A 15,099-nucleotide genomic window follows, 5' to 3' on the forward strand; every position below is an offset into this window, starting at 1 on the left:
GTTCTTCTTCGGCTGGGACAAACTGTCCAAGGTGGCGCACCTGATCGTCACCTGGCTGGTCGCGATCGGCTCCAACTTCTCGGCGCTGTGGATCCTGATCGCCAACGGCTGGATGCAGAACCCGGTGGGCGCGGCTTTCAATCCGCGGACCATGCGCATGGAGGTGACCGATTTCGGCGCCGTGCTGACCAACCCGGTGGCGCAGGCGAAATTCGTGCACACGGTGTCGGCCGGCTACACGGTGGCGGCCATCTTCGTGCTCGGGATCTCGGCCTGGTACGTGCTGAAGGGGCGCCACCTCGAGCTCGCCAAGCGCTCGATGACCGTGGCCGCCTCCTTCGGCCTCGCGGCCGCGCTGTCGGTGGTGGTGCTCGGCGACGAGAGCGGCTACCTGTCGACCGAACACCAGAAGATGAAGGTGGCCTCGATCGAGGCGATGTGGAAGACCGAGCCGGCGCCGGCCGCCTTCACCGCCTTCGGCTTCCCCGACCAGCGCACCCGCGAGACCCACTTCGCGGTCCACATCCCGATGCTGCTGGGCCTGATCGGCACCCGCTCGCTGACCACCGAGGTGCCGGGCATCGAGGACCTGGTGGCCCGCGCCGAATATCACATTCGCGACGGCATCAAGGCCTACGACGCGTTGCAGACGATCCGGCAGGCGAAGAGCGATGCCGAGATCCCGCCGCAGGCGCGCGCCGCCTTCGAGGCCAACGGCAACTTCATGGGCTACGCGCTGCTGCTCAAGCGCTATGTCGACGATCCCCGGCAGGCCACGGCCGAGCAGATCACAAAGGCCTCGTGGGACCTGGTGCCGCCGGTGTTCTCGCTCTACTGGTCGTTCCGCATCATGGTTGGGCTCGGCATGTTTTTCATCTTGCTGACAGCCACCTTCTTCGTGCTGTCGGCACGCCGCCGGCTGGACGCCCATCCGTGGCTTCTGAAGGTGGCGGTGTTTGCCATTCCGCTGCCGTGGGTGGCCGCCGAGATGGGCTGGATCGTGGCCGAGCTCGGCCGCCAGCCCTGGGTCATCGAAGGCGTGCTGCCGACCGCGGTCGCGGTCTCGAACCTCGGCGCCGCGACGGTGCTCGGCACCATCGTCGGCTTCGTGGCGATCTACACCGTGCTGTTCGTGATCGAGATGAAGCTGATGCTGAAGGCGATCCGCAAGGGCCCGGCCGAGCATCCGGCACCGCCGCCGGGCGCCTACCGCGCCGGTGCCGATCCTGAAATCGCGGGACTCCCGCGCACCTCGCTGGGCTCCTGACCATGATTCTTCACACCCTGATCTCCTACGAAGTCCTGCGCCTGATCTGGTGGCTGCTGCTGGGCGTGCTGCTGGTCGGTTTCGCGGTCATGGACGGTTTCGACCTCGGTGCCGGCATGCTGCTGCCCTTCGCCGGCCGCAACGATCTCGAGCGCCGCGTAATCATCAACAGCGTCGGCCCGGTCTGGGAGGGCAACCAGGTCTGGCTGATCCTCGGCGGCGGCGCGATCTTCGCGGCCTGGCCGCAGCTCTACGCGGTGTCCTTCTCGGGCTTCTACATCGCGATGTTCGCGATCCTGGTGGCCTTGATCCTGCGGCCCGTGGCCTTCAAGTTCCGCGGCAAGCGCGACGAGCCGGGCTGGCGCGCGCGCTGGGACTGGGCGCTGTTCATCGGCGGCTTCGTGCCCTCGCTGATCTTCGGCGTCGCGATGGGCAACGTGCTGCGCGGCGTTCCGTTCCGCTTCGATGCCGACATGCACATCTTCTACGATGGCAGCTTCTTCGGCCTGCTCAATCCGTTCGCGCTGCTGTCCGGCCTGGTGTCGGTGGCGATGCTCGCGATGCACGGTGCCGCCTGGCTGCAGCTGAAGGCGCAGGGCGCCGTGGCCGATCGGGCCCGCAGCTATGGCAGCGTCGCCGCGTTCGCGACGCTGGTGCTGTATGCGCTGGCCGGCGCGCTGCTGTGGTACTTCGTCGACGGCTATCGCGTGACCAGCGCGCTGCCCGCCGACGGGCCTTCGAACCCGCTGCTGAAGACGGTGGAGATGCATTCGAGCGCCTGGTTCACCAACTACGAGGCGCATCCGTGGCTGTACATCGTTCCCGGGCTGGGCCTGGCCGGCGCATTGCTGGCGCTGGTGGGCATGCGCATGCGGGCCGAACTGCTCACGCTGCTGGCCAGCGCCTTGTCGATCGCCGGCATCATCCTGAGTGTCGGCGTCTCGATGTTCCCGTTCATCCTGCCGTCGTCGATCGATCCGCGCGCCAGCCTCACGGTGTTCGACTCCTCGTCCAGCCACCTGACGCTGTTCATCATGCTGGTGGTCACGGCCATCTTCATCCCGATCATCGTGGCCTACACGAGTTGGATCTACAGCGTGCTGCGCGGCAAGGTCGACGCGGCGGCGATCCACGAAGAACGCGGCCACGCCTACTGAAACGACGATTGAGGAATCCGACCATGTGGTACTTCGCCTGGATCCTGGGACTGCCGCTCGCCGCGACCTTCGCGGTGCTGAATGCAATGTGGTACGAGCTGATGGACGACGAGGCCATCCGGCACGACAAGCTCGACAAGCCCTGAGGCGGTCAGGCCTCAGGCTTTCTTTTCCTTGGCGCCGGTCAGCCGGTCCTTGAGGCCCAGTACCTTGGTCACTGTCGCGCCCATGCCCATCAGCTGCATCGCGGTTTCGGGCGCCAGGCGCTGCACGTCGTCGAACCATTTCATGAGCCGGTCGATCAGGTCGTGCATCTCGCGCATGCGCTGCTGGGCATGGCGCTCGGCGTCGGTCTTGGGCTCTTCGAGCAGCGCCATGCGCAGCATCGACAGCGTCGGCTCGATCTCGCGCCGACGCCGCTCCTCGGCCAGCACGCGGAAGATCTCCCACACATCGGAAGGCGCCTCGAAGTATTCGCGCCGGTCGCCCGCGTGGTGGCGCAGCCGCACCAGCCGCCAGGCCTGAAGCTCCTTCAGGCCCATGCTGACGTTGGAGCGCGAGAACTCCAGCTTCTCGGCGATCTCGTCGGCATTCAATGCGCGCTCCGAGATGAAGATCAGCGCGTAGATCTGGCCGACCGTGCGGTTGATGCCCCATTTGCTGCCCATCTCGCCGAAATGAGCGACGAATTCACGGCTGAGTGCGGGCAGGGTGTCTTTGGGCATCGRCCGATTTTCAGGCCGAATTGCTGAAGCTTCAGAAAGACTGAAAAGTCCACCGGAGTGGACTTTTCATTGATCGCAGGGGCGCGGCGCTCTATTCCCAGGGCGTCGGCGGCGGGATCTCGCAGGCCGGCTCGACGTCGACGCTCTTGAAGTCGGCCGGCGAAACGATCTCCAGGTATTCCATGTCGGGCGAGTAGTCGAACAGGTAGTGGCGGATTCCGGGGCGCTGGTGGACCACGTCGCCGGCCGCCACCAGCGTCTCCTGGTCCTCGTACATGAAGCGGGCCCAACCCTTGAGCATGTAGACGATCTGGAAATCCGCCTCGTGCCGGTGCCAGCCGGTGCCCACTTCCGGTGCCATGTTGGCCTTGACGAGGTGCGCGATCACCTTGCCGTTGGTTGCTTCCGCGACGCCGAGGTCGCGGTACAGGAAGAAATCGCGCAATCCGCCGGAAACGTAGTCGGTGTCGCCGGGTTTGACATGGGAGAACTTCGTATCGGTACGGTCCAGCATGGGCGTGCTCCTTCGGAGGGTGGGAATGTTGCGCCGCAGCACGCATAAACCATTCCTGATGGTGGCTTGACAGGCGGAGGGCCGGCTTCGAAACTAAACCATATGGTTCACTCTAAAGCTGCTGACCTCGATGCCGTATTTTCGGCGCTGTCCGATGCCACCCGCCGCGATGTGCTCGAGCGGCTCGGGCAGGGCGGACTCACGGTCAGCGAGCTGGCGCAGCCGCACGACATGTCGCTGACCGGCTTCATGAAGCACCTGCGCGTGCTCGAGGAGGCGGGCCTGGTGTCCCGCACGAAGGAGGGTCGCATCGTTCGTTGCGAACTGTCGCCCGCTCCGATGCAGGAGGCCGCCGCGTGGTTGTCGCGATACGAGAAATTCTGGGCCGGTTTTGCGCTGGAATGAGCGCTGCAAGCGGGGCATTTTTCGGTCGGGCGCGTGGGCATGCTCCGCCTTCTGCGCAGGCATTTTTCGCTCCTGCCCGAGGGTCGGAATCGGTCGCCTTCGCGCTGCTAGAGTCTGCCGCTTTCGCCTTCCGGTCCTCCCCGATCGATGCCCATGGTCTCCACCCAACGTGCCTACCGACCCGCTGCGTGGCCAGCCGCCTGCCCTTGCCGCGCGCCAGTTCGAGTTGCTGGCGCGGCGCTTCGTCGAGGCCACGAGGCGCAAAGACTACCTGGCAGCCATCCAGGCGGCCGAGGCGGCGCTGAAAATCCAGCCGAAGCATCTGGGCGTGATGGCCGACCATGCATTCGCCCCGATGCGGCAGGGCGGTATGCGCAGGCCCACGCGGTCTATCTGCGCGTCTACGAGGCCACCGGTGGACAAGCCCGGCCCGGCGAGACCTCGCTGGACGGCTGGCCGAGGTCTGCGGCTGGCTGGAGCGCCCGGACGACGTGGGTCGCTACGGCAAGGCGTCGCTGACGCTGGCCGATGCGTGTCTGGGCCGCGGTCCCGCGGCGCCGATCCTCCCGGAGGCCCACCACCCTTCGACCCCGGCCGTCCCGAGCGCAACATCGTCGCCTTCACGCTGTTCGGCGACAGTCCCCGATACGGCGAATCGGCGGTGATGAACGTGCGGGTCGCGGCCGAGTTGTTCCCGTGCTGGCGCTGCCGGGTCTACCTCGACGATTCGGTGCCGGCAGGCGTTCGCGCCCGGCTGCAGGATGCCGGTGCCCAGGTGGTGGCCATGAGCGGCCAGGCGCCGGATGGCGTGCATCCCCTGATGTGGCGCTTCCTGGTGGCCGACGACCCCGGCGTGGCGCGATTTCTGGTTCGCGATGCCGACTCGCTGCTGTCCGAGCGCGAGCAGGCGGCAGTCGACGAATGGCTGCGCAGCGATCGCTGGTTCGACCACATGCGCGACGATTTCACCCACACCGAGCCGAACCTGGCCAGGCTGTGGGGCGGCTGCCGCGGGGTGCTGCCGCCGCTGAAGCCGGCGCTGCAGGCCTGGCTGGCGCGGCAGACGGACCCGACCCGTTTCGCCGACCAAATCTTCCTGCGCGAAGTGGTCTGGCCGACATTTCGCCAGAGCGTGCTGAACCACGACGAGCGCTTCGACTTCCATGGCGCCCGCCCATTCCCCGCGCACCCGCCGATCCGCTGGAAGACGAGCGCTTCCATGTCGGCAGCAACGCCAGCTTCAATGGCATCCGGGCCCGGAGCGCCAAGGCCGACGGCGAGCGGCAGGGCCGGGTCCTGCGCGACGAGCAGGGGAGAAGCGTCTGCGAATACAGCGCACCGGTGCAGCAGGGGCAGTGGAACGCAGACCTGCCCTTCTTCCTGATCGAGCCGATTGCGGCCGGGCGCTGGAGGGTCGAGCTGTGCGATTAGCGGGGCCGCTTCGACTTTGTTGGGATAATCGCCCGCATGAGCGGCAACACCTTCGGCACCCTTTTCGCGGTCACCAACTTCGGTGAATCCCACGGCCCGGCGATCGGATGCGTCATCGACGGCTGCCCGCCCGGCATGGCGCTCAGCGAAGCCGACATCCAGGGCGACCTCGACCGCCGCCGCCCCGGCACCAGCCGCCACGTGACGCAGCGCAACGAGCCCGACGCGGTACAGATCCTCAGCGGCGTGTACCAAGGCAAGACCACCGGGACGCCGATCGCGCTGCTGATCCAGAACACCGACCAGCGCAGCAAGGACTACGGCCAGATCGCGCAGCAGTTCCGTCCTGGCCATGCCGACTTCAGCTACTGGAAGAAATACGGCATTCGCGATCCGCGCGGCGGCGGCCGTTCCTCGGCCCGCCTGACGGCTCCCATGGTTGCGGCCGGTGCGGTCGCCAAGAAGTGGCTGTTCGAGAAGTACGGCGCCCGCTTCCGCGGCTGCATGGCGCAGATCGGCGACATCGTGATCCCGTTCGAGGGCTGGGAGCACGTGCCCAACAATCCGTTCTTCGCACCAGTGGCCGATGTGTCGCAACTCGAGGCCTACATGGACGCGCTGCGCAAGGCCGGCGACTCCTGCGGCGCCCGCATTCGCGTCACGGCATCGAGGGTGCCGGTCGGGCTCGGCGAGCCGCTGTTCGACAAGATGGATGCCGACATCGCCTGGGCGATGATGGGCATCAACGCGGTCAAGGGCGTCGAGATCGGCGCCGGTTTCGCCAGCGTCACGCAGCGCGGCACCACGCATGGCGACTCGATCACCCCGGAGGGCTTCGCGAGCAACAATGCCGGTGGCGTGCTCGGCGGCATCAGCACCGGGCAGGACCTCGAGGTCAGCATCGCGATCAAGCCGACCAGCTCGATCATCAGCCCGCGTCAGTCGATCGACGTCAACAACCAGCCGGTCGAGGTCGTGACCAAGGGCCGGCACGACCCCTGCGTCGGGATCCGGGCGACGCCGATCGCCGAGGCGATGCTAGCGCTGGTCGTGATGGAGCATGCGCTGCGCAATCGCGCGCAGTGCGGCGACGTCAACGCGCCCGAGCTGCCGGCCTCGGAGCATCCGTCGCCGCAGGCGTCGTTCCTTTAGGTGAACAGACCCTAATGGCGCCGCCCGCCGCGGGAGGCCGCGGCCATCTGCTGGCCTTCGCGGCGCTGTCGGCGAGCTACTTCGCCCACATCGGCTTCTTCAACCCGTACCTGCCGCTGTGGCTCAAGGACCTCGGGCTGCCGATCTTCGTCATCAGCCTGCTGACCTCGGTGCAATCGGTCACGCGGGTCTTCGCGCCCTATGCCTGGGGCGCGCTGAGCGACCACACGGGCGAGCGCGTGAAGCTGCTGCGTTTCAGCGCCGCGGTGGCGCTGGTCTCCTCGTTCGGGCTCTGGTGGAACGGCGGCCCCTGGTGGCTGATGCTAGTGCTGCTCGTGATGTTCACCCACACCAGCTCGATGATGTCGCTCACCGAGGCCGCGATGGCGCACCTGGTGGCCGGCGACTGGGGCCGCTACGGGCGCATCCGGCTCTGGGGCTCGGCGGGCTTCCTGGTCACGGTGTTCTTCGCCGGCGAGTGGTTCGAGCGCTTCGGCATGCGGCACTTTCCGGCCTGGGCCGGCGGCACGCTGGCGGTCGTCCTGATCGCGACCCTGCGATTGCCTGATGTGCGCGAGCCGGTTTCGCATCACGCGCAAGCCAAGGAGCCGGTCGGTCCGGTGCTGCGCATCCCGGCGGTGCGCTGGTTCTTCGGCTCGCTGTTCTTCCACGTGATGGCGCACTTCGCAGTCTACGGATTCCTCTCGCTGTACCTCGATTCGCTGGGCTACGGCAAGGGCACGATCGGCCTCCTGTGGGCGCTGTCGGTGGTGGCCGAGATCGTCTGGTTCTTCCTCCAGGGGCGCCTGATCGGGCTGCTGTCGATGCCGCGCTGGCTGCTGCTGTGCGGCTTCGCGGCAGTGCTGCGAATGGGTATCACGGCCGGCTGCGGCCAGTGGGTCTGGGCCCTGGTGCTCGCGCAGGCGCTGCACGCGCTGTCCTTCGCGGCCCATCACACCACTTGCATCGCGATGGTGTCGCGCCACTTCCCGGGCCGGCTGCGCGGGCGCGGCCAGGCCCTGTTCACGGTGATCGGCTATGGCTTCGGGGGCGTGCTCGGCGTGCTGGCCGGCGGTGCCATCGCGCAGCGCTTCGGCTATGTGGCGATGTTCGGCGTCGCGACCGGGGTGGCGGCGATCGCGAGCGGCTGTGCCTGGCGGGCCCAGCGGCTGGCGGCGGCCGGTTGACCCCCTCTGGCGAGATAGCTAAAGTAAGGATTCCTTACTCGGGAATCTCCATGCTTGCCAAGATGACGTCGAAGAACCAGCTCACGCTGCCGCGCAGCGTGACGGAGCAACTCGGCCCGGCGGAGTACTTCGATGTCCAGTTGCGCGATGGCCAGATCGTCCTGACGCCAGTGCGCATCCAGCGTGGCGATGCGGTACGTGCCAAGCTGGCCGCGCTCGGCCTGACGGCCGAGGATGTGCAGGGGGCGATCGACTGGGCCCGGCAGACTGCGGTTCGGCCTGCCTCGATGGCGGCCGAACCGGAGCCTGCGTACCGGGACCGCATGCCGAAGCGCAAGCCTAAGGCCTGACCGGCGTGGCGCCGGGGCGGGTGGTGTTCGACACCAACGTGGTGGTTTCGGCCTTGTTGTTCGGAGGGCCCGCCACGGGGCGGCTGCGGCGCTTGTGGCAGGAGGCCGCATGCATCCCTCTGGTCAGCACCGCCACGGCCGGCGAATTGCTGCGTGTGCTGGCCTATCCGAAGTTCCGGCTGACACCGTCGGAGCGGGAGGAACTGCTCGGCGACTACCTGCCGTTCACGCAGGTGCTGTCGTTGCCCGAGCCGCTGCCCGCGGTGCCTGAATGCCGCGATCCGTTCGACCTGCCGTTCCTGCAACTGGCGGTCGTTGGGCGTGCCACGCTCGTGACTGGCGATCGTGACCTGCTGGTGCTGGCCGGCACGGCCAAGTTCGCCATTGCCTCGATCGAATCCTTCCTGGCCGGCTTCGAGCCGGCCTGAAGGCGCTGCTCAGCCCAGCTCGGCCCGCCGCGGCATGTCCGCGCCGCGGCGCGAGCAGGTGATCGCCGCGGCCCGGGCCGCGAAGCCAAGCAGGGCGCCGAGGGCTTCGCTGTCCAGCCCTGCCAGCGCCCCGGGCGTCAACGCATCGTGCTCGTCGAGCCAGGTCAGGAGGGCAGCCTGGAAGGTGTCGCCGGCGCCCACCGTGTCGAACACCTTCACCTGCGGCGTCGGCACGTCGGCCCACGCAGACCGCGTCCAGGCGCTGGCCCCGTGACCGCCGCGCGTCACCGCGACCAGCACCGCGCCCTGTGCGAGCCAGCGGGCCGCGACCTGCTCGGGGGTTTCGGCTGGATAGAGCAGGCCGAGGTCCTCGTCGCTGACCTTGACCAGGTGCGCGATCGACACCATCTGCTCGACCAGCGCGCGCCAGTGCCCGACATCGGGTTCGACGTTGAGCCGCACGTTCGGGTCGTAGGCGATCAGCCGGCGTTCGCGTTCACGGGTGGCGAGTGCCAGCAGCGCGCTCCCGACCGGTTCCACCGCAAGCGCATAGGAGCCGAACTGCAGCACGCGAACCGCCGGCGGCAGCGCCGGCAGCGTGTCGTGCGTGAGTTGCCGGTCGGCCGCGCCGGTGCCGTGGAAGGCGTAGCGCGGCACGCCGCGGGCGTCGACGCTGACCACGCTGAGCGTGCTGGGCGTATCGCTGCGCAGGACCAGCGAGGTGTCGACCCCTTCGGCCGCCAGCGAGGTCAGCAGGCGCTCGCCGAAGGCGTCGGTCGACAGGCCGGCCAGGAAGGCCACCGGCCGCCCGAGCCGGGCCAGTCCCTGCGCCACGTTGAGCGGCGAACCGCCGATGCGGGCGTCGAGCGCGAGGCCGGTGGGGGTGGCTTCGCCCGTGTAGACATCCATCAGGGCTTCACCGCAGACAACGAACATGGGGGTCCTCGATGAGTTGGGGCAGAGCGGCGAATTTACAGCTTGCGGCGGGGGGTTCCCTAGATTATCGGCCGCAGCGACTCGGCCACTTCGCGCAACACGGGCAGCAGTTTCTCCACGATCTTCTCGTCCGGGTATGCCTGCCGTTGCACGGTCACGCTCAACGCGTATTGGCACCGGCCCCTGCGGTCCTTCAATGGCAGGGCCAGGCCGCAGAGGCCGATGTCGAGGTACTGATCGACCAGCCAGTAGCCGAGCCGGCGGGCCGTCAGGACCTTGYCGCGGAAGGCGGCCGGGTCGACTTCCGTGAAGCCGGTGAAGCTCGAGAAGTCGTGCGCCGCGAGCCAGGCGTCCAGTGCCGCATCGTCAAAGGTCGACAGGATCGCCAGGCCCTGCGACACCACGTGCGCCGGCACCCGCGCACCGGGATGGAATCCGATCGAAACCACCCGCGGCGAATTGCTGCGCGACAGGTAGACGACCTCGTGGCCGTCCAGCGTGCCGACGTTCAGCGTCTCGCCGCACTGCATCGAGGCCCGCTGGATGAAGGGTTGCGCGATGCGGGGAACCCGCGCGCCCCCCATAAAAGCCTGGCCGAGCCGGAGCACGCGCGGCAGCAGCCAGTAGTACTTGCCGTCGGTGGCGGCATAGCCGAAGTGCACCAGGCTCAGCAGGTAGCGCCGTGCCGCCGTGCGGGTCAGCCCGGCACGCTCGGCGGCCTCGGTGGCGGTGAGGCGGGGGCGGTCGTCCGAAAAAGCTTCGATCACGCGCAGGCCCTTTCCGAGGCCTTCGATGAGCAGCTTGCGGTCGATGGGAGGGGGGGCGTCGGGGGGCGTCATGATCGGGGGAAACCCGGTTTTCGTGCGCAAGGTGCACGGTCGCGATCGATCATCGTTCGCATCGTGCGTGTTCGGCGTTGTGGAGAACCCTGAGCCAGATCACAGTCACGACCTGCTGTGAAGAACAGCATGCACATCCACCCTGCGGATCCCGCACCCAAGGAGAGACAATGAACAGCAACCCGAAGGCCCACGAGCCTCAAGGCAAGCACCAGTCCAGGAAGGCCGCCGCCAGCGGCTGGATCGGCTCGGCGCTGGAGTACTACGACTTCTTCATCTACGCCACGGCGGCTTCGCTGATCTTCCCGCAGATCTTCTTCCCCTCGGGAAATCCGCGGATCGCGATCATCGCCTCGCTCGCCACCTACGGCGTCGGCTACGTAGCGCGGCCGATCGGTGCCTTCGTGCTCGGCCACTGGGGCGACACCCGCGGCCGCAAGAACGTGCTGCTGATGTGCATGTTCCTGATGGGCTTCTCGACCATCGCGGTCGGGATGCTGCCGACCTACAGCCAGGTCGGCTTGCTGGCGCCGGCGCTGCTGGTGGTGCTGCGCCTGATCCAGGGCTTCGCGGTCGCCGGCGAGATCGCCGGGGCCAGCTCGATGATCCTTGAGCACGCACCCTTCGGCCGCCGCGGCTTCTTCGCCAGCTTCAGCCTGCAGGGCGTGCAGGCCGGCCAGATCATGGCCGCTGCGGTGTTCCTGCCGCTCGCGCACTACATGCCCGAGGACGCCTTCCTGTCGTGGGGCTGGCGCATCCCGTTCCTGCTGAGCTTCATCGTGATCGTGGCCGGCTACATCATCCGCCGCGAGGTCGAAGAGACGCCGGCCTTCGCCGAGGCCGGCCAGCAGCACGCGGTTCCGAAGGCGCCGATCATCCAGGCCTTCAGGGACAGTTGGCGCGACATGCTGCGCGTGGTCTGCGCGGCGCTGATGAACGTGATCCCGGTGGTGGCCACGGTGTTCGGTGCTGCCTACGCGGTGCAGCCGGCCTACGGCATCGGCTTCCAGAAGGACATCTACCTGTGGATCCCGGTGCTCGGCAACATCCTGGCYGTGATCGTGATTCCCATCGTCGGCAACCTGTCGGACAAGGTCGGCCGCAAGCCGCCGATCGTGATCGGCGCGCTCGGCGCCGGCCTGCTGTCCTTCGGCTACCTCTACGCCATCAGCATCCACAACGTGCCGCTGGCGATCGGGATGTCGCTCTTGATGTGGGGCGTGGTCTACCAGGGTTATAACGCGGTCTTCCCGAGCTTCTACCCGGAGCTGTTCCCGACCCGCACGCGCTGCTCTGCGATGGCCATCTCGCAGAACATCGGCACCACCATCACCGCCTTGCTGCCCGCGCTGTTCGTCGCCGTCGCGCCTCCCGGCGCGGCCAACATCCCGCTGACCATCGGCGCGCTGACCTTCGGCATCACCGTCATCTCGGCACTGGCCGTGCTGAGCGCCCGCGAGACCTACCGCGTCCACATGAACGACCTCGGCGATCGGGACGCGGTCCCGGTGCCGAAGCAGGACTACGATCGCATGCGCGCCCAGACCCTGTCGGACGCCAAGCTGGCGCCGGCTGCGGCCTGACAGCTTGCAGGCGGAAGAATCAGGGTCCGCCACAGGGGTTTATGACGGCCGGCGAGAGGCGCATACTGGCGCTCTCGCCGGCTGTCGGCTGCCCGACATCGGGCCGCGGGGCCGGCGAAGGCACCGCTGTTGCAGGAGCTCGCCATGCTCGAATCGCTGCGAACCGATCCCACCTTCCATGCCTCGCCGCGCCTCGCGATGGAGGCCGAGGCCGAGCACATCGCCTACACCGCGCTGCTGTCGCCCGACGCCTCCAGGCCCGACGCGCTGGCCGTGGTCGACGTCGATCCGGCCTCCGCCTCGTACGGCAGCGTGCTGTACCGGCTCGACATGCCGAACCGCGGCGATGAGTTCCATCACTTCGGCTGGAACGCCTGCAGTTCGGCGCTCTCGCCGATGGCGGGACATGCTTTCCTGAAGCGCCGCTACCTGGTCATCCCGGGCATCCGCTCGTCGCGCATCTATGTYGTCGACACGCAGCCCGATCCCTCGCGGCCGACCATCGCCCGCGTGATCGAACCCGAGGAGATGCTGCGCAAGACCGGCTACTCGCGTCCCCACACGGTGCACTGCGGTCCCGAAGGCCTCTACATCAGCACCCTGGGCGGCGCCGGCGCCGATGGCACCGAGGGCCCTCCGGGCGTCTTCCTGATGGACTGCGAGAGCTTCGAGATCCTCGGCCAATGGGAGATCGAGCGCGGACCGCAGGCGTTGCACTATGACTTCTGGTGGAACCTGCCGCGCGACTACATGGTGTCGAGCGAATGGGGGCTGCCGCCGCAGTTCGAAAACGGCATCGTGGCCGAGGACCTGCTCGCCAACCGCTACGGCCATCGGCTTCACTTCTGGGAATTGCGCGGACGCCGCCACCTGCAAACCATCGACCTCGGCGCCAACCACCAGATGCCCCTGGAGATCCGGCCGGCGCACGACCCGACGCGCGAATACGGCTTCGTGGGCGTGGTCGTCGACACCACCAACCTCGAGGGCTCGATCTGGACCTGGTGGCGCGAAGGCGGGCGCTTCCAGGCCCGCAAGACAGCCACGATCTCGGCGGAACCCGCCGATGCGGCGCTGCTGCCGCCGCTGCTGAAGGGCTTCGGTGCGGTGCCGCCGCTGATCAGCGACATCGACCTGTCGCTGGACGACCGCTTCCTCTATGTGGCCTGCTGGGGCACCGGCGARTTGCGCCAGTACGAGGTCTCCGATCCGATGAATCCGCGCCTGGCCGGCAGCGTCCACGTCGGCGGTATCGCGCGGCGCACCGCCCACCCGAACGGATCGGCCTTCGGCGGCGGACCGCAGATGACCGAGATCAGCCGCGACGGCAAGCGGGTCTACTTCACCAATTCGCTGTACAGCCGCTGGGACGCGCAGTTCTATCCCGACGGCGTGCCGGGACGGCAGGTGATGTGCCATGTGGGCGCGGACGGCGGCATCACGCTTGACCCCGGCTTCGTCGTCGACTTCGGCAGCGACTACGGGGCGCACCAGATCCGGCTGCAGGGCGGCGATTGTTCGACCGATTCCTTCTGCTATTCGTCGGCCTGAAGCGATCGATGCCCGAGGCCCTGACTCCTGTCGCGACCCTGTCGCTCTGGCTCGGGGTCGTGGCGATGGGTATCTACCACGGCCTCAATCCGGCGATGGGCTGGCCGCTGGCCGTTGCCAACGGCCTCGACGGCAGGCGAGGCTCGGCGGTGTTCACCACCTGGCTGCCGCTCGGGGCTGGGCACCTGCTGGCGATGGCGCTGGTGCTGGTGCCGTTCGCGTTGCTCGCCGGGCTGCTGCAATGGAGCCGCGAGATCCGCATCGGCATCGGCGTCGGGGTCCTGGCCTTTGGCATGTCGCGCCTGGTCTGGCCCGGGCGCCATCGATGGAGCCGGCGGATCCGGCCGACGCAGCTCGCACTGTGGTCCTTTCTGATGGCCAGCGCGCACGGCGCCGCGCTGATGCTGCTGCCGATCCTGGCCGGGCTGTGCGAGGCCCCCGGGACGCCGGGCGGCATGCTCGACCCGCCCTCTCTGATGGCGCTGATGCGCGCGAGCGCGGCCACGGCGGTCGCGGTCTCGCTGGTGCATTCGGCCGCGATGATCGGCTCCGGGCTCTGCATCGCCTGGCTGGTCTATCGCTGCCTGGGCCTGAAGGCGCTGCGCAGCGCCTGGCTCGACCTCGACACCCTCTGGTCGGCGGGCCTGATCCTGTCGGGGCTCGCCGCCATCGTCACGGCGTGGAGCGGCGGGCCTTGAATCCCCGGATCAGATCATGGCGCGCATCGCCTGGGCCGTCTCGCGCAGCACCGGCAGCACGCGGGCCACGGCGTCCTCGCTGGCTTCGTGGCCCATCGGCATCGTGATGTTGAGTGCTCCCACGAGTTCGCCGTGGCGGTCGCGCAGCGGCACCGCGATGCCGCGCGAGTTGAGGTCCAACTGCTGCTCCGACAGCGCCCAGCCCTGGGACCGGATGCGCGCCAGTTCCAGCTTCATGCGCTCCTTGCTGGCGATGGTGTGCGGCGTGAAGACCGCAAGCTCGTGGGTATCCAGCCAGTGGGCCCGCTCCTCGTCGCTGCGCAGCGCCAGCATCAGCATGCCGGAGGCCGTGACCTGCGCCGGCACGCGGGCACCCAGCACGTAGCCGGTGCTCATGCTGCGGTTCGGGCCGTTGCGCGCGATGTAGACCACCTCGTCGCCGTCCATCACGCTGAGGTAGGCGATCTCGTGCGTGCCGGCCGCCACCCGCTGCAGGAAGGGCTGGACGATGCGCGGCAGCCGCGCCGATTCGAGGTAGGACTGCCCCAGCCGCAGCACCCTCGGCGTCAGCCAGAACAGTTTGCCGTCGCCGGCCACGTAGCCCATGTGCTGCAGCGTGAGCAGGTAGCGGCGGGCGGCCGTGCGGGTCATGCCGGTGCGCTGGCCGGCCTCGCTGGCGGTCAGGCGCGGATGGGCATCGTCGAAGGCCTCGATGACGGCCACGCCCCGTTCCAGGCCGGCGATCCAGTCGCGCTTGTCGAGCCCGGGCGGGACGGAGGCGTCTTCTGCGGTCATTGCGTCTTTGGTGGAAACCCTGAAAGCGAGCGATTATCGATCAATGGTGTTCGATCATCGATTTTCTAGGCGATTGTTGAC

General features: G+C 68.0%; 16 protein-coding genes and 1 pseudogene. 12 read left to right on the plus strand and 5 right to left on the minus strand.

Annotated features, from left to right (window positions below):
* The 3 genes from AC1DY5_RS17005 to cydX form a co-directional block, all read left to right on the plus strand.
* Positions 1–1,267: cytochrome ubiquinol oxidase subunit I (locus AC1DY5_RS17005; protein WP_478113179.1), on the plus strand; the 1,267-nt coding region annotated here is incomplete at its 5' end.
* Between the two features lie 2 nt (positions 1,268–1,269).
* Positions 1,270–2,424, plus strand: a complete 1,155-nt coding sequence (gene cydB / locus AC1DY5_RS17010) for a cytochrome d ubiquinol oxidase subunit II (protein WP_478113180.1) — start codon at positions 1,270–1,272, stop codon at positions 2,422–2,424.
* Positions 2,425–2,447: 23 nt separating this feature from the next.
* Positions 2,448–2,570, plus strand: coding sequence for a cytochrome bd-I oxidase subunit CydX (gene cydX / locus AC1DY5_RS17015; protein ID WP_286367183.1), 123 nt, complete (start codon positions 2,448–2,450; stop codon positions 2,568–2,570).
* A 12-nt stretch (positions 2,571–2,582) separates the two neighbouring features.
* Here cydX and AC1DY5_RS17020 read toward each other — a convergent pair whose 3' ends face one another.
* Both AC1DY5_RS17020 and AC1DY5_RS17025 read right to left on the minus strand, forming a co-directional pair.
* Complete coding sequence (locus AC1DY5_RS17020; protein WP_478113182.1) at positions 2,583–3,149, minus strand: GbsR/MarR family transcriptional regulator; 567 nt, start codon at positions 3,147–3,149, stop codon at positions 2,583–2,585.
* A gap of 91 nt (positions 3,150–3,240) precedes the next feature.
* Positions 3,241–3,663 (minus strand): cupin domain-containing protein, encoded by a 423-nt coding sequence (locus AC1DY5_RS17025; protein ID WP_478113184.1) that lies wholly within the window; start codon positions 3,661–3,663, stop codon positions 3,241–3,243.
* Between the two features lie 102 nt (positions 3,664–3,765).
* Here AC1DY5_RS17025 and AC1DY5_RS17030 point away from each other — a divergent pair.
* The 6 genes and pseudogenes from AC1DY5_RS17030 to AC1DY5_RS17055 all read left to right on the plus strand — a co-directional run.
* Positions 3,766–4,053: pseudogene (locus AC1DY5_RS17030) on the plus strand (ArsR/SmtB family transcription factor); the annotation flags it as partial.
* 547 nt (positions 4,054–4,600) lie between these two features.
* A complete protein-coding gene (locus AC1DY5_RS17035) occupies positions 4,601–5,452 on the plus strand; it encodes a hypothetical protein (RefSeq protein WP_478113186.1) in 852 nt (283 codons plus the stop codon).
* A gap of 83 nt (positions 5,453–5,535) precedes the next feature.
* Positions 5,536–6,651: a chorismate synthase gene (gene aroC / locus AC1DY5_RS17040; protein WP_478113188.1), complete on the plus strand. Its 1,116-nt coding sequence runs from the start codon at positions 5,536–5,538 to the stop codon at positions 6,649–6,651.
* Positions 6,652–6,665: 14 nt separating this feature from the next.
* Positions 6,666–7,838 (plus strand): MFS transporter, encoded by a 1,173-nt coding sequence (locus tag AC1DY5_RS17045; RefSeq protein WP_478113190.1) that lies wholly within the window; start codon positions 6,666–6,668, stop codon positions 7,836–7,838.
* A gap of 50 nt (positions 7,839–7,888) precedes the next feature.
* Complete coding sequence (locus AC1DY5_RS17050; protein WP_478113191.1) at positions 7,889–8,188, plus strand: AbrB/MazE/SpoVT family DNA-binding domain-containing protein; 300 nt, start codon at positions 7,889–7,891, stop codon at positions 8,186–8,188.
* 5 nt (positions 8,189–8,193) lie between these two features.
* Positions 8,194–8,616 carry a putative toxin-antitoxin system toxin component, PIN family gene (locus tag AC1DY5_RS17055; protein ID WP_478113193.1) on the plus strand — a complete coding sequence of 141 codons (423 nt, stop codon included), beginning with the start codon at positions 8,194–8,196 and terminating at the stop codon, positions 8,614–8,616.
* A gap of 9 nt (positions 8,617–8,625) precedes the next feature.
* On the opposite strand, the gene AC1DY5_RS17060 is transcribed toward AC1DY5_RS17055, so the two are convergent.
* Together AC1DY5_RS17060 and AC1DY5_RS17065 are read right to left on the minus strand one after the other, a co-directional pair.
* Positions 8,626–9,552: a carbohydrate kinase family protein gene (locus AC1DY5_RS17060; RefSeq protein WP_478113195.1), complete on the minus strand. Its 927-nt coding sequence runs from the start codon at positions 9,550–9,552 to the stop codon at positions 8,626–8,628.
* 59 nt (positions 9,553–9,611) lie between these two features.
* The gene (locus AC1DY5_RS17065) at positions 9,612–10,391 is read right to left on the minus strand and encodes an IclR family transcriptional regulator domain-containing protein (RefSeq protein ID WP_478113196.1); all 780 of its coding nucleotides are present in this window, start codon (positions 10,389–10,391) and stop codon (positions 9,612–9,614) included.
* 170 nt (positions 10,392–10,561) lie between these two features.
* On the opposite strand from AC1DY5_RS17065, the gene AC1DY5_RS17070 reads away from it, so the two are divergent.
* The 3 genes from AC1DY5_RS17070 to AC1DY5_RS17080 all read left to right on the plus strand — a co-directional run bounded on the left by AC1DY5_RS17070 (position 10,562) and on the right by AC1DY5_RS17080 (position 14,223).
* On the plus strand, positions 10,562–11,974 hold the full coding sequence (locus AC1DY5_RS17070; RefSeq protein WP_478113198.1) for an MFS transporter: 1,413 nt from the start codon (positions 10,562–10,564) through the stop codon (positions 11,972–11,974).
* Between the two features lie 144 nt (positions 11,975–12,118).
* Complete coding sequence (locus AC1DY5_RS17075) at positions 12,119–13,525, plus strand: selenium-binding protein SBP56-related protein (RefSeq protein WP_478113200.1); 1,407 nt, start codon at positions 12,119–12,121, stop codon at positions 13,523–13,525.
* A gap of 8 nt (positions 13,526–13,533) precedes the next feature.
* Complete coding sequence (locus AC1DY5_RS17080) at positions 13,534–14,223, plus strand: hypothetical protein (RefSeq protein WP_478113201.1); 690 nt, start codon at positions 13,534–13,536, stop codon at positions 14,221–14,223.
* 9 nt (positions 14,224–14,232) lie between these two features.
* On the opposite strand, the gene AC1DY5_RS17085 is transcribed toward AC1DY5_RS17080, so the two are convergent.
* The gene (locus AC1DY5_RS17085; protein WP_478113203.1) at positions 14,233–15,018 is read right to left on the minus strand and encodes an IclR family transcriptional regulator domain-containing protein; all 786 of its coding nucleotides are present in this window, start codon (positions 15,016–15,018) and stop codon (positions 14,233–14,235) included.
* Positions 15,019–15,099: the final 81 nt, after the last annotated feature.

Source organism: Variovorax sp. P4_D9 (assembly GCF_056401695.1).